Origin of the sequence: Mycobacterium kansasii ATCC 12478 (genome assembly GCF_000157895.3) — a bacterium.
GTDB classification, from domain to species: domain Bacteria; phylum Actinomycetota; class Actinomycetes; order Mycobacteriales; family Mycobacteriaceae; genus Mycobacterium; species Mycobacterium kansasii.
Genome location: NC_022663.1, coordinates 5,157,138 through 5,180,796 on the forward strand (window position 1 = coordinate 5,157,138; position 23,659 = coordinate 5,180,796).

The 23,659-nt window shown below is 67.3% G+C and carries 20 protein-coding genes and 1 pseudogene; 14 read left to right on the forward strand and 7 right to left on the reverse strand.

Annotation, left to right across the window (positions count from 1 at the left end; translation table 11 throughout):
* Positions 1 to 389: 389 nt before the first annotated feature.
* Positions 390 to 1,019 (reverse strand): sensor domain-containing protein, encoded by a 630-nt coding sequence (locus MKAN_RS22385; RefSeq protein ID WP_023372159.1) that lies wholly within the window; start codon positions 1,017 to 1,019, stop codon positions 390 to 392.
* A gap of 71 nt (positions 1,020 to 1,090) precedes the next feature.
* On the opposite strand from MKAN_RS22385, the gene MKAN_RS22390 reads away from it, so the two are divergent.
* Positions 1,091 to 2,116, forward strand: coding sequence for a uroporphyrinogen decarboxylase/cobalamine-independent methonine synthase family protein (locus MKAN_RS22390; protein WP_023372160.1), 1,026 nt, complete (start codon positions 1,091 to 1,093; stop codon positions 2,114 to 2,116).
* A 320-nt stretch (positions 2,117 to 2,436) separates the two neighbouring features.
* Here the strand turns inward: MKAN_RS22390 and MKAN_RS29970 are convergent.
* Positions 2,437 to 2,626 (reverse strand): annotated as a pseudogene (locus MKAN_RS29970) (hypothetical protein).
* Positions 2,627 to 2,821: 195 nt separating this feature from the next.
* Here MKAN_RS29970 and ligA point away from each other — a divergent pair.
* Positions 2,822 to 4,909, forward strand: a complete 2,088-nt coding sequence (ligA, locus tag MKAN_RS22395) for an NAD-dependent DNA ligase LigA (RefSeq protein WP_036444331.1) — start codon at positions 2,822 to 2,824, stop codon at positions 4,907 to 4,909.
* Positions 4,906 to 6,159: an LLM class flavin-dependent oxidoreductase gene (locus tag MKAN_RS22400; RefSeq protein WP_225722801.1), complete on the forward strand. Its 1,254-nt coding sequence runs from the start codon at positions 4,906 to 4,908 to the stop codon at positions 6,157 to 6,159. Before ligA ends, MKAN_RS22400 begins: the two co-directional genes overlap by 4 nt.
* Positions 6,160 to 6,223: 64 nt before the next feature.
* On the opposite strand, the gene MKAN_RS22405 is transcribed toward MKAN_RS22400, so the two are convergent.
* Positions 6,224 to 6,880, reverse strand: coding sequence for an ACT domain-containing protein (locus tag MKAN_RS22405; RefSeq protein WP_103797955.1), 657 nt, complete (start codon positions 6,878 to 6,880; stop codon positions 6,224 to 6,226).
* A gap of 98 nt (positions 6,881 to 6,978) precedes the next feature.
* Between MKAN_RS22405 and gatC the strand changes: the two genes are divergently transcribed.
* From gatC to MKAN_RS22435, 6 genes are all read left to right on the forward strand, one after another.
* A complete protein-coding gene (gene gatC / locus MKAN_RS22410; protein WP_023372164.1) occupies positions 6,979 to 7,278 on the forward strand; it encodes an Asp-tRNA(Asn)/Glu-tRNA(Gln) amidotransferase subunit GatC in 300 nt (99 codons plus the stop codon).
* Positions 7,275 to 8,756: an Asp-tRNA(Asn)/Glu-tRNA(Gln) amidotransferase subunit GatA gene (gene gatA, locus MKAN_RS22415; RefSeq protein WP_023372165.1), complete on the forward strand. Its 1,482-nt coding sequence runs from the start codon at positions 7,275 to 7,277 to the stop codon at positions 8,754 to 8,756. Before gatC ends, gatA begins: the two co-directional genes overlap by 4 nt.
* A gap of 130 nt (positions 8,757 to 8,886) precedes the next feature.
* Positions 8,887 to 9,918 carry an ATP-dependent 6-phosphofructokinase gene (locus MKAN_RS22420; protein ID WP_036391910.1) on the forward strand — a complete coding sequence of 344 codons (1,032 nt, stop codon included), beginning with the start codon at positions 8,887 to 8,889 and terminating at the stop codon, positions 9,916 to 9,918.
* 390 nt (positions 9,919 to 10,308) lie between these two features.
* A complete protein-coding gene (locus MKAN_RS22425; RefSeq protein WP_023372167.1) occupies positions 10,309 to 11,205 on the forward strand; it encodes a MinD/ParA family ATP-binding protein in 897 nt (298 codons plus the stop codon).
* A 51-nt stretch (positions 11,206 to 11,256) separates the two neighbouring features.
* Positions 11,257 to 12,777 carry an Asp-tRNA(Asn)/Glu-tRNA(Gln) amidotransferase subunit GatB gene (gene gatB, locus MKAN_RS22430; RefSeq protein ID WP_023372168.1) on the forward strand — a complete coding sequence of 507 codons (1,521 nt, stop codon included), beginning with the start codon at positions 11,257 to 11,259 and terminating at the stop codon, positions 12,775 to 12,777.
* Between the two features lie 47 nt (positions 12,778 to 12,824).
* Positions 12,825 to 13,421 carry a flavin reductase family protein gene (locus MKAN_RS22435; RefSeq protein WP_023372169.1) on the forward strand — a complete coding sequence of 199 codons (597 nt, stop codon included), beginning with the start codon at positions 12,825 to 12,827 and terminating at the stop codon, positions 13,419 to 13,421.
* Positions 13,422 to 13,564: 143 nt separating this feature from the next.
* On the opposite strand, the gene MKAN_RS22440 is transcribed toward MKAN_RS22435, so the two are convergent.
* Positions 13,565 to 14,686 carry a PQQ-dependent sugar dehydrogenase gene (locus MKAN_RS22440; protein WP_042313921.1) on the reverse strand — a complete coding sequence of 374 codons (1,122 nt, stop codon included), beginning with the start codon at positions 14,684 to 14,686 and terminating at the stop codon, positions 13,565 to 13,567.
* A gap of 200 nt (positions 14,687 to 14,886) precedes the next feature.
* Between MKAN_RS22440 and MKAN_RS22445 the strand changes: the two genes are divergently transcribed.
* Positions 14,887 to 15,732: a DoxX family protein gene (locus MKAN_RS22445; protein ID WP_023372171.1), complete on the forward strand. Its 846-nt coding sequence runs from the start codon at positions 14,887 to 14,889 to the stop codon at positions 15,730 to 15,732.
* A gap of 6 nt (positions 15,733 to 15,738) precedes the next feature.
* On the opposite strand, the gene MKAN_RS22450 is transcribed toward MKAN_RS22445, so the two are convergent.
* On the reverse strand, positions 15,739 to 16,116 hold the full coding sequence (locus MKAN_RS22450; protein WP_023372172.1) for a PH domain-containing protein: 378 nt from the start codon (positions 16,114 to 16,116) through the stop codon (positions 15,739 to 15,741).
* Positions 16,117 to 16,417: 301 nt separating this feature from the next.
* Here MKAN_RS22450 and MKAN_RS22455 point away from each other — a divergent pair, with 301 nt between their 5' ends.
* From MKAN_RS22455 to ilvC, 3 genes are read left to right on the forward strand one after another with little or no spacing between them, the layout of a single operon-like run.
* A complete protein-coding gene (locus MKAN_RS22455; RefSeq protein WP_023372173.1) occupies positions 16,418 to 18,262 on the forward strand; it encodes an acetolactate synthase large subunit in 1,845 nt (614 codons plus the stop codon).
* A complete protein-coding gene (gene ilvN / locus MKAN_RS22460; RefSeq protein WP_023372174.1) occupies positions 18,262 to 18,780 on the forward strand; it encodes an acetolactate synthase small subunit in 519 nt (172 codons plus the stop codon). Before MKAN_RS22455 ends, ilvN begins: the two co-directional genes overlap by 1 nt.
* Positions 18,781 to 18,813: 33 nt before the next feature.
* Complete coding sequence (gene ilvC, locus MKAN_RS22465) at positions 18,814 to 19,815, forward strand: ketol-acid reductoisomerase (RefSeq protein WP_099185093.1); 1,002 nt, start codon at positions 18,814 to 18,816, stop codon at positions 19,813 to 19,815.
* A 75-nt stretch (positions 19,816 to 19,890) separates the two neighbouring features.
* Here ilvC and wrbA read toward each other — a convergent pair whose 3' ends face one another.
* Entirely contained in the window at positions 19,891 to 20,490 is a 600-nt protein-coding gene (wrbA, locus tag MKAN_RS22470) for an NAD(P)H:quinone oxidoreductase (RefSeq protein ID WP_023372176.1), read from the reverse strand.
* Complete coding sequence (locus MKAN_RS22475) at positions 20,487 to 21,917, reverse strand: phytoene desaturase family protein (protein WP_023372177.1); 1,431 nt, start codon at positions 21,915 to 21,917, stop codon at positions 20,487 to 20,489. The genes wrbA and MKAN_RS22475 overlap by 4 nt, the downstream gene beginning before the upstream one ends.
* Positions 21,918 to 22,027: 110 nt before the next feature.
* On the opposite strand from MKAN_RS22475, the gene serA reads away from it, so the two are divergent.
* Positions 22,028 to 23,614, forward strand: coding sequence for a phosphoglycerate dehydrogenase (serA, locus tag MKAN_RS22480; RefSeq protein WP_023372179.1), 1,587 nt, complete (start codon positions 22,028 to 22,030; stop codon positions 23,612 to 23,614).
* The last annotated feature ends 45 nt before the right edge of the window (positions 23,615 to 23,659 follow it).

Consider the following 23,659-nt stretch of genomic DNA (forward strand, 5'->3'; position numbering starts at 1 on the left):
CGAAGGCGCGCATGCTGCTGACAAGGACCCGACCCGTTTCCCATGACGCGCGATCAGCGGCTGTGACCGATGTGCAACCCTCCAATCTGGCGCTGTGCCGACGAGCCTATCGCTCCGAAGCCGCACCCCGAAAGAGTCATCGGCTACCTGGATTTCGTCCATTGTGAGCGTCGCGGGTTGCGGCGGACTCCGTGCGCTGCCTGCGGGCGTCTCGGTCGACTCGGGTCGGCTTGGCGGCGTGCCGGCCGTGCCGACGGCTCGCCTGGGCCAGTCGAGCTTGGTGCGTCCCAGTCGTAACCTGTTCGGGCTCTTGGGGGTTCGCAGGTTTCGAGGACGCGGCCGGGGCGATCCACCGACGCCCGCGTCGTACAGACCAAGACCACGGGTGTCTAACCCGGCACGTTGGCGGCCATGTTCGTCATGACGATGCCGGGCACCGATTCCGGAAACCCGCAGAAGGTGACTTCCAGCAGGGCCACCGATAGGACTCGGTAGTCGCGGCCGCAGTCGCCGGGCCGGATGTGCAGCGAGTCACCGTCGACATGCCACACACTGACCAGCAGGGGGCCACTGGAACTGGTTGCGCAGTTGCTCACCGCGCCCACCAGCGACTCGAAGGCATGCCGGGCGATGCCGGGATCCCGATACACCGCGGCGCCCTCGGAGATCAGGGCGCCTTCGGGCGGGTCCTGGAAGGTGATCTTGTGAAACCCTGCGATGTCGGGCCCGAAGGTCGCCGTTTCGGCATAGATGAACCGGCATTCCCGGGGCAGGGCCTCTGCGAGGGCGTCGATGTCGACCGGATGCTTGCCGTCCATCGACGGCACGATCGTCAGGTCGTCACCGGCGCCGGTGATCGCGCGCATCCGTGCTTGGTCCAGCATCAGGGTGTCGACGTTGAGCACATCGAGCGGGTAGAGACCGAAGGGCGGCAGTGCTTCACCGTCGACCACGCGTGTGCACGCCACCGTCAGCGCCACCGCACAGCACCACAGCAGCAGCCGGATTGATCCCACCATCAGCCACCCTTCTGTGGTTGCAACCTACCCGCGCGCCCCGCCGTTAAACAGCCCTCGAATACGGTTGACAAGTGAGTGATTTCGCGCCGCCGTTCGCACGGGCCACCGGCATCGGATCCTGGCCCGGCACCGCGGCGCGGCCCGCCGCCGAGGTGGTCGTCGGTGAGCTGGCCGATGCGTTGGCGCATCTCGTCGAGTTGCCCGCCCGGGGAGTGGGCGCCGACATGCTCGGCCGGGCCGGCGCCCTGCTGCTCGATCTGGCCGTCGACACCGTGCCGCGCGGCTACCGCATTGTCGCCCGGCCCGGCACGGTGACCCGCCGCGCCGTCAGCCTGCTCAACGAGGACATGGACGCCCTGGAAGAAGCGTGGGAGACCGCCGGGTTGCGGGGGAGCGGGCAGGTGGTCAAGGTTCAGGCCCCGGGACCGATCACGCTGAGCGCGGGACTGGAGCTGGCCAACGGCCACCGGGCGATCACCGACCCGGGCGCGGTGCGTGACCTGGCGGCCTCGCTGGCCGAGGGCGTCGCCGCGCACCGGGCGACGCTGGCCCGCCGGCTGGACACGCCGGTGGTGGTTCAGTTCGACGAGCCGTCGTTGCCGGCGGCCCTGGGCGGACGGCTGACCGGTGTGACCGCGCTGACCCCGGTGGCCCCGCTGGACGAGGCGGTGGCCGGCGCACTGCTGGACACCTGCGCCGAGGCGGCCGGCGCGGACGTCATGGTGCACAGCTGCGCGCCGGAGCTACCGTGGGAACTGTTGCGGCGCAGCGCTATTGGTGCGGTGTCGGTGGATGCGGGCACCTTGTGCGCGGCGGACCTGGACGGTGTCGCGGCCTTCGTCGAGACGGGGCGCACCGTGGTGCTGGGCGTGGTCCCCGCCGTCGCGCCCTTGAGGCGGCCGGCTGCCGAGGAGGTGGCGGGGCAGGTGGTCGCGGTGACCGATCGGCTCGGCTTTTCTCGCTCGGCGCTGCGGGATCGCGTCGGGGTTTCTCCGGCATGCGGTCTGGCGGGGGCGACGCCGCAATGGGCTCGCACCGCCATCGGGCTGGCCCGTAAGGCCGCCGAGGCGTTCGCTGAGGACCCGGACGCCATTTGAACGGGGCGCTGGCCGCGACGAGCTGATCTAGCGGATTGTGTGGACCCGCACCTGCCGCGGTTGCTGACCAGCTAGCGGTTTGTTGGTTTTGTGGATGGACACAATGCCGCGGCGCAGCGGGCGTACGCGTCCTGTACTGGACCAGAACCGGAGGTCTCGTTGACAAAATCTGGTATGTCGGCACTGATGGCTATCGCTTCCTTGGAAACGAAGACTGCCGTTCCAAGACCGCAATCCACCATCGCTGTGGTCAGCCGTGGGAGTCTGGGGCCTTCTTGCCGACGAACACTGCGAACCCGCCGGCCATCGCTATTGCCGGCTCATCGCCGCTTGCCCGACCGGACTCGGTAGGCGGTGTAGCCCATCAATACGGCAAGGCCTCCGGTACTGATGAGGCCCAGCGTCGTGCCGTGGGTGCACACATTCAGTACGAACAGGGCTCGGACTGTGCTAGGACAGCGCCGACATCACTAGGTAGAACGCTGGGCCGTACAGAGGATTGGTCTTCACGCGTCAATCCAGGCGTTTGCCGGCAGCGTCCAGGCCGTCAGCGACTGCCGCCGTACGGAGAGCGATTTGACCGAGGGCGGCGGGGATGCCCACGCCAGTCGGCGCCAATCGCCTTGCATCGACACACTCTCTTTCGCTGCGTGCTGCGACAATGCGCACCCTTCTCGTGTCAGCCGCCTCAGTTAGCCTGCCAGGGTGAGTTCGCCCGAAGCCGACACCACACCGCCCCCAGTGTTGCATCAGTGGCAGGACCTGGCGGAGCAGGTGCGCGAACACCAGTTCCGCTACTACGTGCGCGACGCGCCGATCATCACCGACGCCGAATTCGACGAGCTGCTGCGCCGGCTGGAAGTGCTCGAGGAACAGTATCCCGAGCTGCGTACGCCCGATTCGCCCACTCAGCTGGTCGGGGGTGCGGGTTTTGCCACGGAGTTCGAGCCGGTCGAGCACCTGGAGCGGATGCTCAGCCTCGACAATGCCTTCAGCGCAGCGGAACTCGCCGCGTGGGCAGCGCGGGTTCATGCCGAGGTCGGCGATGCTGCCAGCTACCTCACCGAGCTCAAGATCGACGGCGTGGCACTGTCGCTGGTCTACCAGCAGGGCCGGTTGACCCGTGCGTCCACTCGAGGTGACGGGCGCACCGGAGAGGACGTCACGCTCAACGCCCGCACCATCGACGACGTCCCCGAACGGCTCAGCCCCAGCGACGACTACCCGGTCCCCGAGGTGCTCGAAGTCCGCGGCGAGGTGTTCTTCCGGGTCGCTGATTTCCAGGCGCTCAACGCCAGCCTCGTCGAGGAGGGCAAAGCGCCGTTCGCCAATCCCCGCAACAGTGCGGCGGGTTCGCTGCGCCAGAAGGACCCGGCGGTCACGGCGCGGCGGCGGCTGCGGATGATCTGTCATGGGCTGGGCCATACCCAGGGTTTTCGCCCGGCCAGCCTGCACCAGGCATACCTGGCGCTGCGCGCCTGGGGGTTGCCGGTCTCCGAGCACACCACCCTGGTCAACGACATGGCCGGCGTGCAGGAGCGCATCGACTACTGGGGCGAGCATCGCCACGAGGTGGACCACGAAATCGACGGCGTGGTAATCAAAGTCGACGAGGTGGCACTGCAGCGCAGGCTGGGCTCCACGTCGCGGGCGCCGCGCTGGGCGATCGCCTACAAGTATCCGCCGGAGGAGGCGCAGACCAAGCTGCTCGACATCCGGGTCAACGTCGGGCGCACCGGGCGGGTCACGCCGTTCGCGTTCATGACGCCGGTGAAGGTCGCCGGGTCGACGGTCGCGCAGGCCACGTTGCACAACGCCTCGGAGGTCAAACGCAAAGGTGTGCTCATCGGCGACACGGTGGTGATCCGCAAAGCCGGCGACGTGATCCCCGAGGTGCTGGGACCCGTGGTCGACCTGCGCGACGGGTCCGAACGCGAATTCGTCATGCCCACAACATGTCCCGAGTGCGGTACCGTGCTGGCGCCGGAGAAGGAAGGCGACGCCGACATCCGCTGCCCCAACTCCCAGCGCTGCCCTGCGCAACTGCGGGAGCGGGTGTTCCATGTAGCCAGCCGCAGTGCCCTGGATATCGAGGTGCTGGGCTACGAGGCGGCCGTGGCGCTGTTGCAAGCCGGAGTGATTGCCAGCGAGGGCGACCTGTTCGCCCTCACCGAAGACGACCTGCTGCGCACCGAGCTGTTCCGCACCAAGGCCGGTGGGCTCTCGGCCAACGGCAAACGGCTACTGGCCAATCTCGACAAGGCCAAGGCGGCACCGCTGTGGCGGGTGCTGGTGGCGCTGTCCATCCGCCATGTCGGGCCGACGGCTGCCCGTGCGCTGGCCACCGAATTCGGCACTCTGGAAGCCATCGCCAACGCGTCCACCGAGCAGCTGGCCGCCGTCGAGGGGGTCGGCCCGACCATCGCCGCCGCGGTTTCGGAATGGTTCACCGTCGACTGGCATCGCGAGATCGTCGACAAGTGGCGGGCTGCCGGGGTGCGGATGGCCGACGAACGCGACGAAAGCGTGCCGCGCACGCTGGCCGGCTTGACAGTCGTGGTCACCGGTTCGCTGGCCGGCTTTTCCCGGGACGAGGCCAAGGAGGCGATCGTTGCCCGCGGCGGCAAGGCCGCCGGCTCGGTGTCGAAAAAAACGTCGTATGTCGTCGCCGGAGATTCCCCCGGATCGAAATACGACAAGGCGGTGGAGCTCGGGGTGCCGATCCTCGACGAGGACGGCTTTCGCGAACTGTTAGCGCAGGGCCCCGCCGACCCCGAAGCTGTACGGGAGTGACACGCCGTGCCGGCGGTCATCGTCGCAAGCGTTTCTACCGGGGCGCGCCGTTGTCCCCTGACCAGCGCCCCGGGATCACCGCGGCGAGAACACTCATGAACAGCTCGGCGATCTCGGTAGGCCTGCAGATCGGGACGCAGCCGCCGTTGAGCAGCGCTCGGGCGTTGTTACTTGCGGCCCGGGCGGCGCGGCTGGAGTCGGTGATGCTCATCGACCACTTCCAGAGCGCTGTGCCGCGCGCCATCTGGAACAAAGACCTCAGCTGGCTTGCGGCGCAAGATCAAAGCCCACACGAGTTTTTCGACTACCAGGTTCTGCTGGGCTATCTCGCGTCGCGGGCCGGGCGACTGCGCTTGGGCGTCGGCGTGACCGAGGCGATTCGGCGTCACCCCGTCCTCATCGCCCAGGCCATGCTGACGCTGTCTCATCTCACCCGGCGCGCGCCCATCCTGGGCATCGGCGCGGGCGAGCGCATGAATATCGACCCGTACGGACTCGACTTCTCCGAGCCGGTCACCCGGCTGGAGGAGGCGCTGCAGGTGATCCGCCTGTGCCTATCGACGCGGGGGCCAATCACGTTCTCCGGCAAGCATTTTCAGCTTGACCGGGCGACAATGGACCTCGATGCCCCGCGCGGCCGGGTACCGCAGATCTGGGTCGGCGGGCACGGTCCGCGGATGCTGCGGCTCACGGGACGCTACGGCGACGGGTGGTATCCCGTCACGGTGGTCTCGCCGCAGGAGTATGCGGCCAAGCTGGCGGTGGTGCAGGCGGCGGCCGCCGAGGCCGGGCGAGACGCCGGCTCGATCACCCCGGCGCTGCATCGCTTCGCGGTGATCGGCGCGACCGAGCGGGAGGCGCGGGCCATGCTCGACACCAAAGCCATCCGGTTGCTTGGGCTCGTTGCGCCCGCCGAAGTGTGGCGGCAAGCCGGTGCCGTGCACCCTCTCGGGGCGCACTTCGACGCGTTCGTCAACTTCGTGCCCGACCGCCACAATCGCCGGGCGATCGAGGCCGCCATTGCCGCCGTGCCGGATGCCGTGATGACCGAGGGGCCATTGCTGTGGGGATCTCCGCGGCAGGTGGCGGCCAAGCTGCGGGCCTTCGGCGACGCGGGGATGCGCCACGTGGTCCTCGCACCCGTGTCCGGTCTGGTGTCCCAGCGTGCGGCCCGCTACGGGTTGTGGGCCACCCTGCGGATCGCCCGGCTGCTTAACGGTCGGCGAGGCCGCCCGGAGCCTCCCCGGTGACCAGCTGTCGACGGGGAAGCAACCTCGCGCCGCCTGGTTGGTGCTCGCGTCGACAGCGGCGTGGTCAGCGCAGCATGGTGGCCACGATTCCGGCGAGATAGCCCAGGCGGGCCACCTCAGAGGGCCGGAATTCCGGGCCGGGCCGCCCCAGCACCACCGCCATATGCGGATCGCCCAATGGTGCCGCCACCATCGTGGTGTCCATGTCACGCCAGGCCCGGGGCACCCAGTCGGCGCCGCCGTCGAGCGGCGCGGCGCGTTCGATCGGCAGCCAGGGGGCCGAATCGGCGCGGGTTTCCGGGGCGCCCGGGCTGCCCGCGAGCCGGTGTAAGGCGCCCTCCGAGCTGTGCAACACGGTGCACCAGCTCACTCGCAGCACCCTGGGCGCCTCGTTGACGAGCACCTGCAGTCTGGACGAATTGTCGCGGGCCGCGGCGACGTGGTCGAGAAGCTCCAGCTCGCGGTGCGCTTCCAGCAACCCGGTGTGGGGGCGCAGGCTGTCCACCCGGACGCCGTTCAACGACTCGGCGGCGGTTATCAGCCGATCCGGCATCGCGCCCGGCGGCATCTCGACCACCAGGTCGTCGATCGCGTACCCGGCGCTGCGCTCGACGACGTCCAGCGACAGGATGTCGGCGCCCACCGACCCGAGCGCAACAGCCAGCGACCCCAGGCTGCCCGGACGGTCCTCCAGCTCGATGCGCAACAGATACGACGGCACGGCCAACACTGTTACACAAGGATGTATCCGTGGCATTTCGGCAAGAGCAGAGCGACTCCGGTGAACCAGCCGCACGCTCCCCGTTAGGCTTTTCGCTCGTGTCTCAGATCTCCCGCGACGAGGTGGCCCATCTGGCCCGGCTGGCCCGTCTGGCGCTGACCGAGTCGGAACTCGACCACTTCGCCGGTCAACTCGACGCCATCTTGGCGCACGTCAGCCAGATCCAGGCGGTCGACGTCACCGGCGTGCAAGCCACCGACAACCCGCTCAAGGACGTCAACGTCACGCGCCCCGACGAGATCGCGCCGTGCCTGACCCAGGAGCAGGCGCTGGCCGCGGCGCCGGAGGCCGTCGACGGCCGCTTCGCCGTCCCGCAGATCCTGGGGGACGCCGAGTGAGCGAACTCATCCGCTCCGACGCCGCCACGCTGGCCGCCCGAGTCGCCGCCAAGGAGCTGTCGTCCACCGAGCTCACCCAGGCCTGCCTGGACCAGATCGCAGCAACCGACGACCGCTACCACGCCTTCCTGCATGTCGGCGCCGACCAGGCTTTGAGCGCCGCGGGCGCCGTTGACCAGGCGTTGGCCGCCGGCGAGACGTTGCCGTCGCCGTTGGCCGGCGTGCCGCTGGCGCTCAAGGACGTCTTCACCACGATTGACATGCCCACCACCTGCGGCTCGAAGATTCTGCAGGACTGGCGATCCCCCTACGACGCCACGGTGACCGCGCGGTTGCGTGCGGCCGGCATCCCGATCCTCGGCAAGACCAACATGGACGAGTTCGCGATGGGCTCCTCGACCGAGAACTCCGCCTACGGCCCGACCCGCAACCCGTGGAACGTCGACCGGGTACCCGGGGGCTCCGGCGGGGGCAGCGCGGCGGCGCTGGCCGCATTCCAGGCGCCGCTGGCCATCGGGTCCGACACCGGGGGTTCGATCCGGCAGCCGGCCGCGCTCACGGCGACCGTCGGCGTCAAACCGACCTACGGGACGGTGTCGCGCTACGGGCTGGTGGCCTGCGCGTCGTCGCTGGATCAGGGCGGCCCCTGTGCGCGCACGGTGCTGGATACCGCGCTGCTGCACCAGGTGATCGCCGGGCACGACCCCCGCGACTCCACCTCCGTCGACGCCGAGGTACCCGACGTCGTGGCCGCCGCCAGGGCCGGCGCGTCCGGTGACCTGCGCGGGGTGCGCATCGGGGTGGTCAAGCAGTTACGCGGTGAGGGCTATCAGCCTGGTGTGCTGGCGTCGTTTCAGGCGGCGGTCGAGCAGTTGACCGCGCTGGGCGCCGAGGTCAGCGAGGTCGACTGCCCGCACTTCGACCACGCGCTGGCCGCCTACTACCTCATCCTGCCGTCGGAGGTGTCGAGCAACCTGGCCCGCTTCGACGCGATGCGCTACGGGCTGCGGGTCGGCGACGACGGCAGCCACAGCGCCGAAGAGGTGATGGCCATGACCCGCGCGGCCGGGTTCGGCCCGGAGGTCAAGCGCCGCATCATGATTGGCACCTACGCCCTGTCGGCGGGCTACTACGACGCCTACTACAACCAGGCCCAGAAGGTGCGCACGCTGATCGCCCGCGATCTCGACGAGGCCTATCGATCGGTCGACGTGCTGGTCTCGCCTGCGACTCCCACCACCGCGTTCCCGCTGGGGGAGAAGGTCGACGACCCGCTGGCGATGTACCTGTTCGACCTGTGCACATTGCCGCTGAATTTGGCGGGCCACTGCGGCATGTCGGTGCCCTCGGGGCTGTCCCCCGACGACGGGCTGCCGGTCGGGCTGCAGATCATGGCGCCCGCCTTGGCCGACGACCGGCTTTACCGGGTAGGAGCCGCCTACGAGGCAGCCCGCGGCCCGCTGCCCTCGCCGATTTAGGAGCCATCTAGGCGCGACCTGGGGCACCTCTCGCTTGCGCGAGCAGACGCGGAATCGCACTGCGCGGACCCCGCGCGTGCGATTCCGCGTCTGCTCGCGGCCCGAGCCAGCTGCGGTGCAAGATGATGGCATGCGGATTGGACTTCTCACCGGAGGCGGCGACTGCCCCGGCCTCAACGCCGTCATCCGGGCCGTGGTGCGCACCTGCGATGCCCGGTACGGCTCGTCGGTGGTCGGATTCCAGGACGGGTGGCGCGGGCTGCTGGAAAACCGGCGCATGCAGCTGCGCAACGACGACCGGAACGACCGGCTGCTGGCCAAGGGCGGAACGATGCTGGGCACCGCGCGCGTGCACCCGGACAAACTGCGCGCCGGCCTGAACCAGATCATGCAGACCCTGGACGACAACGGTATCGACGTGCTGATCCCGATCGGTGGGGAAGGCACATTGACCGCGGCGCACTGGCTGTCGGAGGAGAACGTTCCGGTCGTCGGTGTGCCGAAGACCATCGACAACGACATCGACTGCACCGACGTGACTTTCGGGCACGACACGGCGTTGACGGTGGCGACTGAGGCGATCGACCGCCTGCACAGCACCGCCGAATCCCATCAGCGGGTGATGCTGGTGGAGGTGATGGGCCGTCATGCCGGCTGGATCGCGCTGAACTCCGGTCTGGCCTCCGGCGCTCACATGACGCTGATCCCCGAACAGCCCTTCGACGTCGAGGAGGTGTGCCGGCTGGTCAAACAGCGCTTCCAGCGCGGCGACTCGCACTTCATCTGTGTGGTCGCCGAGGGCGCCAAACCCGTCGCCGGCTCCATTCAGTTACGCGAAGGCGGGATTGACGAGTTCGGCCATGAGCGTTTCACCGGGGTGGCCGCGCAGCTGGGCGCCGAGGTGGAGAAGCGGATCAACAAGGATGTCCGGGTGACCGTGCTCGGCCATGTCCAGAGGGGTGGGACACCGACGGCCTACGACCGGGTATTGGCCACCCGCTTCGGTGTCAACGCCGCCGACGCCGCACACGCGGGCGAATACGGCCAGATGGTATCCCTGCGCGGGCAGGACATCGGCCGTGTCGCCCTGGCTGACGCCGTTCGCCAGCTCAAGTTGGTACCACAAAGCCGCTACGACGACGCCGCGGCTTTCTTCGGCTGACGTCGGCGTTTCGCACCGATCGCTCGAAATTCGTCGAACATCCGGTAGCGCGGGCTGAACGCCGGGCTAATTCTTGCTTGACTGCTGCTTGCATCTTCGGAATCGGTCCTATTTGCGGTTTTCGGGCAAATCAGCCCGGCTATACCGTGGGGTATGAGCAACCGCGATCCTGGTCGCGGAGACCTGCCGCAGGCCGCTCCACGGGCAGCGCAGGAGCGACACACCTCCCCGCCCTGTCACCGTCCGCCGGTCGAGTGGACGTCCACCACGGTGCCGCGGGTCTACCGCCGTAATGCCCCTGCCTACCCCCCGTCTCCCGCTGCGCCGTGGTCGACCGCCCGGACCCCCGCGGCGACGCCTGTTCCGCCTCGTGAACGGAGCCCCGGCGGGATGGCGCTTGACGTTCTTGACCAGCAGCACGCCGACGATACCGGCCGTTTCAGCTGGCGAGATCTGATCTGGCGCATCAGCCGCAGAGACTTCGGCCCCGGCAAAGGCCCGGCTTACGAACGTGCGCTGCGTGAGCGCGTCCGCGCACCGCTCGGCAGCGCGTTTCCCATCGCCGTGCTCAACCTCAAAGGCGGGGTCGGCAAGACCGCGGTGGTCGAGGCGCTCGGCTCGACTTTTGCGCAGGTGCGCAACGACCGGGTGGTCGCCGTCGACATCGACGGCGGCGATTTGTCCGATCGGCATGGCCGCCGCAGCCGGCTGAATATGGTGGACCTGCTCATGGACGATTCGGTCACAAGATACCCGGACGTGCGGGCCCATACCTATATGAACAGCTGCGGGCTGGAAGTGCTCGGCCTGCCCGAATATGCAAAGAGCAATTGGCGAGTGGAGCGCAGCGACGTCGTCAAAGTGTTTTCCATTCTGCGCAAGCATTACTCGGTGGTACTGGTGGACTGCGTCAAGGCGCTCGAGTCGAGCGCGATGGAAGCGGTGTTGCCGGAATCGCGGGCCCTGGTGGTCGTTACCAGCACCTCGATCGACGCGATACGAAAAACCAGGATCACGCTGGAATGGTTGCGTAACAACGGGTATCACAAGCTGCTCGCGACGGCGGTGTTAGCACTCAACCACACCGAACCGGGCAGGCCGAGCATCTTGGCCGGTAAGGAACTCGAGCCGTTGTCGGCCGGCGTGGCCGCCACGGTGGTCCTGCCGTTCGATCGGCACATCCATGCGGGCAAAGAAATAGGTCTGGACCGGTTGGGCAAGGAAAGCCGGCGCGCGTACCTGGAGCTGGCGGCCACGTTGGCGGACATGTTCCCAAAGCGGGTGTAGTGGCAGATGTCCGGCTCCGGGGGTCTCCCGGTCGGCACTAGGATCGAGCCCATGACTGCTGCCGCCCGGGCTTCAGGGGCTGACCTGCTGGACTTCGACGACGTCGTCGCCCGCTTCGATCCGGTTCTCGGACTGGAGGTTCACGTCGAGTTGTCCACCGCGACCAAGATGTTCTGCGGCTGCGCCACGGCGTTCGGTGCCGAGCCGAATACCCAGGTATGCCCGGTGTGTCTGGGGCTGCCCGGTTCGCTGCCCGTGCTCAACCGGGCCGCGGTCGAGTCGGCGATCCGCATCGGCTTGGCGCTGAACTGCGAGATCGTTCCCTGGTGCCGCTTCGCCCGGAAAAACTACTTCTACCCGGACATGCCGAAGAATTACCAGATTTCGCAGTATGACGAGCCGATCGCCGTCAACGGCTACCTCGAAGCGCCGCTGGAAGACGGCACCACCTGGCGAGTCGAGATCGAACGTGCTCACATGGAGGAAGACACCGGCAAGCTGACCCACATCGGCAGCGAGACGGGCCGCATCCACGGAGCGACGACGTCGCTCATCGACTACAACCGTGCCGGCGTGCCGCTGATCGAGATCGTGACCAAACCCATTGAGGGAGCCGGAGAACGTGCGCCGCAGGTCGCCCGCGCCTATGTGACCGCTTTGCGAGACCTGTTGCGGGCGTTGGACGTATCCGACGTGCGAATGGACCAGGGGTCGATGCGCTGCGACGCCAATGTGTCGCTAAAGCCCAGGGGTACAACCGAATTCGGTACCCGAACCGAAACAAAGAACGTCAACTCGCTCAAAAGCGTCGAGGTCGCGGTGCGCTACGAGATGCAGCGTCAGGCCGCCATCTTGGTGGGCGGCGGTCAGATCATCCAGGAAACCAGGCACTTCCACGAGGCCGGCTACACCAGCCCGGGCCGCACCAAGGAGACCGCACAGGACTATCGGTATTTCCCCGAGCCCGATCTGGAGCCCGTCGCGCCCAGCCGGGAACTGGTCGAAGAACTGCGCCAAACCATTCCCGAGTTACCGTGGTTGACCCGCAAGCGGATTCAGCAAGAATGGGGGGTTTCCGACGAGGTGATGCGCGACCTGGTGAACGCCGGCGCGGTCGAACTGGTCGCCGAGACGGTCAAGCACGGAGCCTCCAGCAAGGAGGCGCGCTCGTGGTGGGGGAACTTCCTGGTGCAGAAGGCCAACGAGGCCGGTATCGGGCTGGACGAGCTGGCCATCACGCCTGCCCAGGTCGCGGCCGTCGTGCGGTTGGTCGAGGGCGGCAAGCTGTCCAACAAGCTCGCCCGCGAGGTCGTGGCAGGTGTGCTGGCCGGAGAAGGCGAACCCGAGCAGGTGATGACCGCCCGCGGCTTGGAGCTGGTCCGCGACGACTCGCTGACCCAGGCCGCGGTCGACGAGGCACTGGCCGCCAATCCCGATGTGGCCGAGAAGATTCGGGGCGGCAAGGTGGCTGCGGCGGGTGCGATCGTCGGCGCGGTGATGAAGGCCACCCGCGGGCAGGCCGACGCGGCCCGGGTGCGCGAGTTGGTGTTGGCGGCCTGCGGTCAGGGTTAGCCAGGCTGCCGGTTCGCCGACTGGTCTCTACGAGTTCGCTACGAAACGTGTCGAAAGCGGTCGTCGCGATTCATGATGTTGAGGTGATCGATGAATCGTTCGATGACCTGATGACGATGCTGGATTCCCCGGCATTCGTGGTGACAACCCAGGCCGATGGTCACCCTTCGGGTTGTCTGGTCGGCTTCGCCACTCAAACGAGTGTGCAGCCCCCGAGTTTCATGATCGGCATGCCCAGGAGTAACCGCACCGCCGAGGTGGCCGGCCGATCTGACCATGTGGCGGTGCATTTGTTGGCGCAGCACCATCGAGCCCTGGCCGAACTGTTCGCCGGCCACACGGCGGACGACACCGACAAATTCGCTCGCTGCCCATGGCGCGCCGGCCCGTTTGGGATGCCGATTCTCGACGACGCGGTGGCGTGGTTCGTCGGCAGGACAGTGAGTCGCAGCGATGTCGGAGACCACGTGTGCTACCTGTTGGAGCCCGTGAGCGTCTGGGCTCCCGAATGCTCCGAGGAACTGCTTTACCTCTCCGACATCGACGACCTCGACCCCGGCCACGAGGAACCGACGCGGCGGTTCTACGAACCCACCGAGGTGACCCGGCGATACGGCGTCAGGTTCACCCTCGACGTGCCCTGAGTGCCAGCCGATTGTGCCGCTACCTCGGACGGGTAGCCGCTGCATAGTTTGTCGCTCACAGGTTGCACGAGCAGTACGGGCGCCGTGCTGAGGCTTCTGTGGTTGGTATGACGGACGTTGCGGGCCGCATCGTCGCCCAACGGTTAGGTCTTGTCGTCGTTGTTGCGCGGGAACCCGCCGCCCTGCGGGAACAACGGGAACACCACATCGTCGAGCTTCTCGGCATCACCTGCGGTCTTGTTGACCGTCGCACCCCAGACGTTGCCGTCGGGCGACATCCGCAGGGCCCAGGCATGTGCGTGGGTGTCCTTGCGTACGACGTCGGGTTCGCCGGTCACTGCGCCGGTCGACGGTGCGAGCCGAACCGCAACCGTGAGCTTGGTATTGATCAGGTTGACCAGCACGGTGCCGTCCATGGCCGCACACCCGGCCACGCCGGGCTTGTCCGGCCACGTCCATACCGTCGAGACCTCCGACTTCTTGGTGATGCGCTGCAACCGGTCGGCGCCCGGGGTGCGGTCGGCGACATAGAGCGAGCCGTCGACGGGGTCGATGCACATGCCGCCGCCCGAGCCGATCCCGGTCAGTGCCGTCGTCGGCGGCGCCTGTCCGATGGTCGTGGGCTGCTCGATGCGCAGTACCTTGCCGGCCAACGAATTGGGATCGGCGGCCATCGCCGGGTTGCCGGCGTCGCCGGTCATGACCACCAGCGTGGTGGGGCTGGTGAAGATCAGCGCACCGGTGTTACCGGCAGGACCTTTGGGGATGCCGGTCAGGATGTCCTTCGGGACGTCACCGTCGGCGATCCTTATGACCCGGTTGTCGGTGGGCGTGCTGATGTAGGCATACATCAGCCGGTCCTGCGAATACGTGGGCGACAACACGATATCCATCAAGCCGCCGTCGCCCGCCGGGTCGACCGGGATGACCATCTTCACCTTGGGCTCGGCACTGATCGAGATTTCCTTGACGGCGCCGGTGATGCGCTCGGCGACCAGCGCGGTCTTGCTGTCGATGCCCATGATCAGGCCGCTGGTGCTCTCCAGACAGCCCTGCATGACGCCCGGCGCCGGGCAGGCCTTGGGAAATGGTGTGGGCGGCAGCGGCGGCGGCGGTGGCGGGGTCGAGCTGGGCTGGGGCCGAAGTTCCGGGTTGGTGGTGAAAGGCTGCGACTGGGCATCGTTGAACCGTGCGCAACCGCTCGACACCAGCGCCGCCGCGCACAACACAGTGAGTGCGCGCCGAACCGACCGCCGTATCCGCATGACCGACAGGCTACGGACTTTGTCTGCGCCACCGCCACCTACCGACCGCGGCGTGGCAGCCGCAATCAAGTCATGGTCGGTGGGCCGGAGCCCGTTTTGGGCCACCGCCGGAACCGTTGACCGCACGAAGTGCGGACTTAACCGGCGAAAGCGCCGCTCAAATCCCCAATTCAGGGCCAAATGCCCTTACCCTGACACGAGTGACCAGTTCGAATGACTCACATTGGCAGCGGCCGGACGGTTCCCCCGGGCCAACCGCGGGACGCCCCGTCTCGGCAAGCCTGGTCGACCCCGAAGATGATCTGAGCCCCGGCGGCTACTCCGGCGACTTTGGAAATACCGGCACCACCACCGTCATCCCGCCCTATGACCCCGCCAATTCCGGTGCGGTCAGCTCGGGATATCACCTGCTTGACGCGCAGGAGCCGCTACCGTACGCCCAGCCGCAGCCCGCCGGGCGGCCGGTGCCGTCAGCGCCCGCGATCGATATCGACGCCGACGACGAGCGAGTACGCGCCGCGGGCCGGCGCGGCACGCAGCATCTGGGTCTGCTGGTGTTGCGCGTCGGGCTGGGCGCGGTCCTGATAGCCCACGGATTGCAGAAGCTGTTCGGCTGGTGGGGTGGCTCCGGGGTCACCGGATTCAAGAACTCACTGTCCGACGTCGGCTACCAGCACGCCGACATCCTCGCCTATGTGGGTGCCGGCGGCGAGATCGTCGCCGGAGTGCTGTTGGTACTGGGCCTGTTCACCCCGCTGGCGGCGGCGGGAGCACTGGCCTTCCTGATCAATGGTTTGCTCGCAATGGTCTCGGCCCGGCCGCATTCGCACTTCACCTACTTCCTGCCGGACGGGAACGAATACCAGATCTCCCTGGTGGTGATGGCTGTTGCCGTCATCTTGAGCGGCCCCGGCCGCTACGGCCTCGACGCGGGCCGCGGCTGGGCACAACGCCCCTTTATCGGGTCATTTGTGGCGTTGCTGGCCGGCATCGCCGCCGGGATCGCCGTGTGGGTTTTCCTCAACGGCGTCAACCCGCTGGCCTGAACGCCCTTACCGGTAGGGATTGGGAATCCGCCCCGAGCTGGCCTCGGTCAATTGCGGCAGGGTCGAGAACGTGACCGCGGGCAATCGCAGCTCGGTACCGTCCTTGAGTCGGGCCCGCGCCCACGAACCCCGGTGGAACCGCAGGCCGTCGATGTCGTCCCAGCGCACCGTCCTGCTACCCAGCAGCGTCCGCACCGTCACCCCGTCGTCGTCGGCGACGGTACGCAGCCTGACGATCAATGCCGACAAAAGCACTGGGATAAGTAGCAGCGGCGCACTCGGCGGCCACGCCAGCACGGGTATGAGCAGTCCCAGGGTCGCAAATCCCACGGCCAGGTGTGCGATCGGTGACACCCTGATCACCACCGGTGAGCCAGTAACCACCCTCGTATCATTCCATCGTTCGCACGCCATACCGCGGCCGCGCGGTCCCACCCACACGCGCGGCGGTGTGACGGCACCGGATTTGACGGCTGAGCTGTACGAAGGCTACCGTCAGACGCTATGGATACCGCCGGAGAGCCCGGAATGCTCCCCACAATGCTTGTAGTACTTGGTCGGCGCGTTGGTGCCTGACTAGGTCGATCGAGCACCAACGCGCAACCCTCGTGCAGCAGCTGAGCTGGCGGGGGTTTTTTCTTGCCCACCAACGAGACCGCCACCGCAATAAAGGATTAACAGGACAGTGAGCGCACCAACGAAGCCACACTCACCGACATCGCAAGGCGGGGAAAACGGCGCCAAACCGTCGCTGCCCCAACCCAGACATGTTGCGCCGCAGCAACTTACCGGGGCGCAGGCGGTCATCCGGTCCCTGGAAGAGCTCGACGTCGACGTCATCTTCGGAATTCCGGGCGGCGCTGTGTTGCCGGTATATGACCCGCTGTTCGACTCCCAGAAGCTGCGCCACGTGCTGGTCCGCCACGAGCAGGGCGCCGGCCACGCCGCCAGCGGCTACGCGCACGCCACCGGCCGGGTGGGGGTGTGCATGGCGACGTCGGGGCCGGGTGCGACCAACCTGGTGACGCCGCTGGCGGACGCGCAGATGGACTCGATACCGGTGGTCGCCATCACCGGTCAGGTCGGCCGCGGGCTGATCGGCACCGACGCCTTCCAGGAGGCCGACATCTCCGGTATCACGATGCCGATCACCAAGCACAACTTCCTGGTCCGCAGCGGCGACGAAATTCCCCGGGTGATCGCCGAGGCATTCCACATCGCGGCATCTGGTCGTCCCGGAGCCGTGCTCGTCGATATCCCCAAGGACGTGCTGCAGGGCCAGTGCACCTTCAGCTGGCCGCCGCGGATGGATCTGCCCGGCTACAAGCCCAACACCAAACCGCACAACCGCCAGATCCGTGCTGCCGCCAAGCTGATCGCCGCCGCGCGCAAGCCGGTGCTGTACGTCGGCGGCGGCGTCATCCGGGGCGAGGCGACGCAGCAGCTGCGGGAACTGGCCGAACTGACGGGCATTCCGGTGGTCACGACGCTGATGGCTCGCGGGGCGTTCCCCGACAGCCACGGGCAGAACCTTGGCATGCCCGGCATGCACGGCACGGTGGCTGCCGTGGCGGCACTGCAGCGTAGTGACCTGCTGATCGCGCTGGGCACCCGTTTCGACGACCGGGTCACCGGAAAGCTCGACTCCTTCGCTCCGGAAGCCAAGGTCATTCACGCCGACATCGATCCGGCCGAGATCGGCAAGAACCGGCACGCCGATGTCCCGATCGTGGCCGACGTCAAGGCCGTCATCGCCGAACTCATTGCGATGCTGCGCCACTACGACATTCCCGGCACCCTCGAGCTCAGCGAGTGGTGGGCGTATCTCGAAGGCGTTCGAAAGACCTATCCGCTGAGCTACGGGCCGCAGAGCGACGGCAGCCTCAGTCCTGAATACGTGATCGAGAAGCTGGGCGAAATCGCCGGCCCGGACGCCGTGTATGTCGCCGGCGTCGGCCAGCATCAAATGTGGGCGGCGCAGTTCATCAAGTACGAAAAGCCCCGCACCTGGCTCAATTCCGGCGGGCTGGGCACCATGGGGTTCGCCATCCCGGCGGCCATGGGCGCCAAGATCGCGTTGCCGGACACCGAGGTATGGGCCATCGACGGTGACGGCTGTTTCCAGATGACCAACCAGGAGCTGGCCACCTGTGCCATCGAGGGCATACCGATCAAGGTGGCGTTGATCAACAACGGGAATCTGGGCATGGTGCGGCAGTGGCAGAGCCTGTTCTACGAGGAGCGCTACTCCCAGACCGACCTGGCCACCCACTCGCACCGAATCCCCGACTTCGTCAAGCTGGCCGAGGCGTTGGGCTGTGTCGGATTGCGTTGCGAGCGTGCCGAAGACGTCGTCGACGTGATCAACCAGGCCCGGGCGATCAACGACTGCCCGGTGGTGATCGACTTCATCGTCGGCGCCGACGCACAGGTGTGGCCGATGGTGGCCGCCGGCACCAGCAACGACGAGATCCAGGCCGCCCGCGGCATCCGTCCCCTGTTCGACGACGAAAGTGAAGGGCACGCCTGATGAGCAGCAGTTCGTCGCCCAAGACACACACGCTCTCGGTGCTGGTGGAAGACAAGCCCGGCGTGCTGGCGCGCGTCGCGGCGCTGTTCTCCCGGCGCGGCTTCAACATCGAGTCGTTGGCGGTGGGCGCAACCGAGCAGAAGGACATGTCGCGGATGACCATCGTGGTCGCCTGCGAGGAGACCCCGCTCGAGCAGGTCACCAAGCAGCTGAACAAGCTGATCAACGTCATCAAGATCATCGAACAGGACGAGGAGCAGTCGGTATCCCGGGAATTGGCGCTGATCAAGGTCCGCGCCGACGCCGGTACCCGCAGTCAGGTGATCGAAGCGGTAAACCTCTTCCGCGCCAACGTGATTGACGTATCTCCGGAATCCTTGACCGTAGAGGCCACCGGTAACCGCGGCAAGCTCGAGGCGTTGCTGCGAGTATTGGAGCCCTTCGGTATCCGCGAAATCGCCCAATCCGGAATGGTGTCGTTGTCCCGCGGCCCGCGGTGTATCGGCACTGTCAAATAACTAACAAGGAGTGACTCAACAGTGGCATTAGAGATGTTCTACGACGACGACGCAGACCTGTCGATCATTCAGGGCCGCAAGGTCGGCGTCATCGGCTACGGCAGCCAAGGCCATGCGCACTCGCTGAGCCTGCGCGACTCCGGCGTGCAGGTGCGCGTCGGGCTGAAGGAGGGCTCCAAGTCGCGGGCCAAGGTCGAAGAGCAGGGTCTGGAGGTCGACACGCCGGCCGAGGTTGCCAAGTGGGCCGATGTGATCATGTTGTTGGCTCCCGACACCGCCCAGGCGGAGATCTTCTCCAACGACATCGAGCCCAACTTGAAGCCCGGCGACGCGTTGTTCTTCGGTCACGGCCTCAACATTCACTTCAACCTGATCAAGCCGCCCGCCGACGTTACGGTCGCGATGGTCGCGCCGAAGGGACCCGGCCATCTGGTGCGCCGCCAATTCGTGGACGGCAAGGGTGTGCCCTGCCTGATCGCGGTCGACCAGGACCCGACCGGAAACGGTGAGGCGCTGGCGCTGTCCTACGCCAAGGCCATCGGCGGCACCCGTGCCGGCGTCATCAAGACGACGTTCAAAGACGAGACCGAGACCGACCTGTTCGGTGAACAGGCCGTATTGTGCGGCGGCACTGAGGAATTGGTGAAGGCCGGGTTCGACGTGATGGTCGAGGCGGGCTACCCGCCGGAAATGGCGTACTTCGAGGTGCTGCACGAACTGAAGCTGATCGTCGACCTGATGTATGAAGGCGGGATCGCGCGGATGAACTACTCGGTGTCCGACACCGCGGAATTCGGCGGCTACCTGTCGGGCCCGCGCGTCATCGACGCCAGCACCAAGGACCGGATGCGCGAGATCCTGCGCGAGATCCAGGACGGCACGTTCGTCAAGAAGCTGGTCGCCAACGTTGAGGGCGGCAACAAGGAACTCGAGCAGCTGCGCAAGGAGAATGCCGAGCATCCCATCGAGGTCACCGGCAAGAAGCTGCGCGACCTGATGAGCTGGGTGGACCGGCCCATCACCGAAACCGCGTAGTCGCTGTTTCGCCGAGCAGACGCAAAAGCCCCCAATTTGTCGGCGTAGTAGTGGGGGATTTTGCGTCTGCTGGCGCTAAGAGGTGAGGCGCCCCGCCACCTCAACCACCCTGCGCGCCAGGTGGTCTAAGGCGTTGACCGTGGGCTCGTCGAACTCGTGGATGTTGTCGTGAGTGGATACCAGGCTTGCGCCGTAGGGGTTGCCGTCCACGAATTTCAGCGGGTCGGTGTATCCCGGCGGCACGATGATGCCACCGAAATGCATCAGCGTGACGTACAGGGTGAGCAGGGTGGTCTCCTGACCGCCGTGCAGGGTGTTGCTCGACGTGAACGCCGCATACAATTTGTCTGCGAGTTTGCCCTCGGCCCACAGTCCGCCCAACGAGTCGAGGAAATTTCGCAATTGCGCTGCGACGCAGCCGAAACGGGTGGGTGAACCGAAAATCACCGCGTCGGCCCAGACGATGTCCTCACCGGTGGCCGCTGGAAGGTCCTTGGTCGCTTCGTAATTCGCCGTCCACGCGGGATTGTGGGCAAACGATGCGGGGTCGCGGGTCTCGGCGACGGGCCGGACCCGGACTTCGGCGCCGGCGGCCTCGGCCGCCGCGGCGATGCGCTGCGCCATCGTCGTTCCATGGCCGGTAGCTGAGTAGTAGATGACCGCAAGTTTCGTCATGGACTCAGCTTAGGCATGTCGGTGATGCCGAATTCGTGCCGCAGCAGGGTGCGTGCGGCGTAATAACCGGACATGCCGTGCACCCCGGGGCCGGGTGGAGTGGCCGCCGAACACAGGTACACCCCGGGAACCGGTGTGCGCCAAGGGTTAAGGCGTGGCGTGGGTCCGGCGATCGCACGCCACACGGAGTTGGCACCCACGGAGATATCGCCACCGACATAGTTAGCGTTGTGCTCGACCATTCGTGCGGCGGGCACGGAACGTGCTGCGACGACGACGTCGCGGAAGCCGGGTGCCAGCCGCTCGACGACCCGGGTCACCGTCTCGGTCGCATCGACCGTCGAGCCCGAAGGGACGTGGGCGTACGTCCAGAAGGGACGCCGGCCGGCGCCATCCACTCGGCCGGGATCGGCCAGGTGCGGGCTTGCGGCCAGCACCATCGGCCAGTCGGCGTGGCGCCCGGCCGCGACCTCTGCCTCGGCGCGCGCCATCTGCTCGCGGGTGCCGCCGAGGTGAAGCGTCGGGGCCTGGCTGAGCCGCGAATCCGGCCACGGGATCTCGTCGCTGAGCACGAAGTCGACTTTGGCAGCGCCGGAACCGAATCGATAGCGCCGCAATGCCTTAGCGTACCGATCTGGAAGGGCGTCGCGGTAGACGTGCAGCAGCGTCGTGGGCGCCGTATCGAACACCACGACACCGCCGGGCGGAGATGTAACCTCGACGCCCGCCGTCAGCTCACCGCCGTGTGCCCGCAGATCGTCGATCAACGCGTCGGCGATCACCTGGCTGCCGCCCACCGGGATGGGCCAGCCGACCGAATGGGCGAGGGTAGCCAGCATGAGCCCGGCACCCGCCGACACCAGTGACGGCAACCGTGAAATGGCATGGGCCGCAACGCCGGTGAACAGCGCCCGGGAATCTTCGCCCGCCAGCGATCGCCACGCGGGCGTACCCTGGGCCAGCATTCGCAACCCGAGATGCATGGCCGGCAGCAACGCGGCGGGCACCGAACGTTTGTCGCCAAGCATAAAGTCCACGACAGCAGCAAAATTCGTCACCAGCGGGCCGAGCAGCCGTCGCCAGGACGCACCGTCATCCAATTCGGTGCTGGTGCGGGCCAGGTCATGGTAGGCGATGGCCGCTGGCCGCCCCGGCAGCGGGTTGGCATACGCGATCTCCGGTACGGCCAGTGTCACACCGCGCGCCGGGAGGTTGAACTCGGCGAAAAACGGCGACGCCAGCGCCAGCGGATGCACCGCTGAACACACGTCGTGTAAGACGCCGGGAAATTCGACGTCGGCCGCGCTGCGCGCGCCGCCGCCAAAGGTCGGTTGTGCCTCGATGACGTTTACTTTCAGCCCGGCCCGGGCGCAGATGACGGCTGCAGCCAACCCGTTGGGCCCGCTGCCGACGACGGTCACATCCACCCCTTGATTACAGCGGATGGGCCAATGGCTGCGACCCGCGGCGCCCGGCTCGGCCCCGCTGCGCCCGGCTCCGCCGCGCTGGCGATCGCGATCGCCGCTACGCTGTCCGGGTGAACTTGCCTGTTGTATTAATCGCCGACAAACTTGCCCAATCGACGGTCGCTGCCCTGGGAGACCAGGTGGAGGTGCGCTGGGTAGACGGTCCGGACCGCGCGAAGCTGCTGGCCGCAGTGCCCGAGGCCGACGCGCTGCTGGTACGGTCGGCCACCACCGTGGACGCCGAAGTGCTGGCCGCGGCTCCCAAGCTGAAAATCGTGGCACGTGCCGGCGTCGGGCTGGACAACGTCGACGTAGACGCCGCCACCGCGCGCGGCGTACTGGTGGTCAACGCCCCGACGTCGAACATCCACAGCGCCGCCGAGCATGCCATTGCGCTGCTGCTGGCCGCGGCCCGGCAGATCCCGGCCGCCGATGCCACGCTGCGCGTGCGCACCTGGAAGCGGTCCTCGTTCTCCGGCACCGAGATCTTCGGAAAGACCGTCGGCGTCGTCGGTTTGGGCCGCATCGGGCAGTTGGTCGCGCAGCGGGTCGCCGCGTTCGACGCCCACGTCGTCGCCTACGACCCGTACGTCTCACCCGCCCGCGCTGCGCAGCTCGGCATCGAATTGCTGCCCTTGGACGACCTGCTGGCCCGCGCCGACTTCATCTCGGTGCACCTGCCCAAGACGCCCGAGACCGCAGGTCTGATCGACAAAGAAGCACTGGCCAAGACCAAGCCCGGCGTCATCATCGTCAACGCCGCCCGCGGCGGCCTGGTGGACGAGGCGGCGCTGGCCGACGCTATCGGCGGGGGCCACGTGCGCGCTGCCGGTCTTGACGTGTTCGCCAGCGAACCGTGCACCGACAGCCCGTTGTTCGACCTGCCGCAGGTGGTCGTCACACCGCACCTGGGTGCGTCCACCGTGGAGGCCCAGGACCGGGCCGGGACCGACGTCGCCGAGAGCGTTCGACTGGCGCTGGCGGGGGAGTTCGTTCCCGACGCGGTCAACGTCGGCGCCGGAGTGGTCAGCGAAGAGGTGGCGCCCTGGCTGGACCTGGTGCGCAAGCTCGGAGTGCTGGCCGCCGCGCTGTCCGACGGCGCGCCGGTGTCGTTGTCGGTACAGGTTCGCGGTGAGCTTGCCTCCGAAGAGGTTGAGGTGCTGCGGCTTTCGGCGCTGCGCGGGCTGTTCTCGGCGGTGATCGACGAGCCGGTGACCTTTGTCAACGCCCCGGCGCTGGCCGCCGAGCGCGGGGTATCCGCCGAGATCACCAAGGCCTCCGAAAGCCCCAACCACCGCAGCGTCGTCGACGTTCGCGCAGTCGGCGCGGACGGCTCCGCCGTGAACGTCTCAGGCACGCTGTATGGCCCGCAACTGACCCAGAAGGTCGTGCAGATCAACGGTCGCCACTTCGACATGCGTGCCGAGGGGATCAACTTGATCGTCCACTACGTCGACCAGCCGGGAGCCCTGGGCAAGATCGGCACCTTGCTGGGCGCGGCCGGGGTGAACATCCATGCCGCTCAATTGTCCGAGGACGTCGAGGGCCCGCGCGCGACGATCCTGCTGCGGCTGGATCAGGCTGTGCCCGACGATGTCCGGTCGGCGATGGTGGCGGCAGTCGGCGCCAACAAAATCGAAGTGGTCGACCTGTCGTGAAGCGCGCCGGCGACGATGCAGTGGGGGGACGCCCCCACAAGTGGG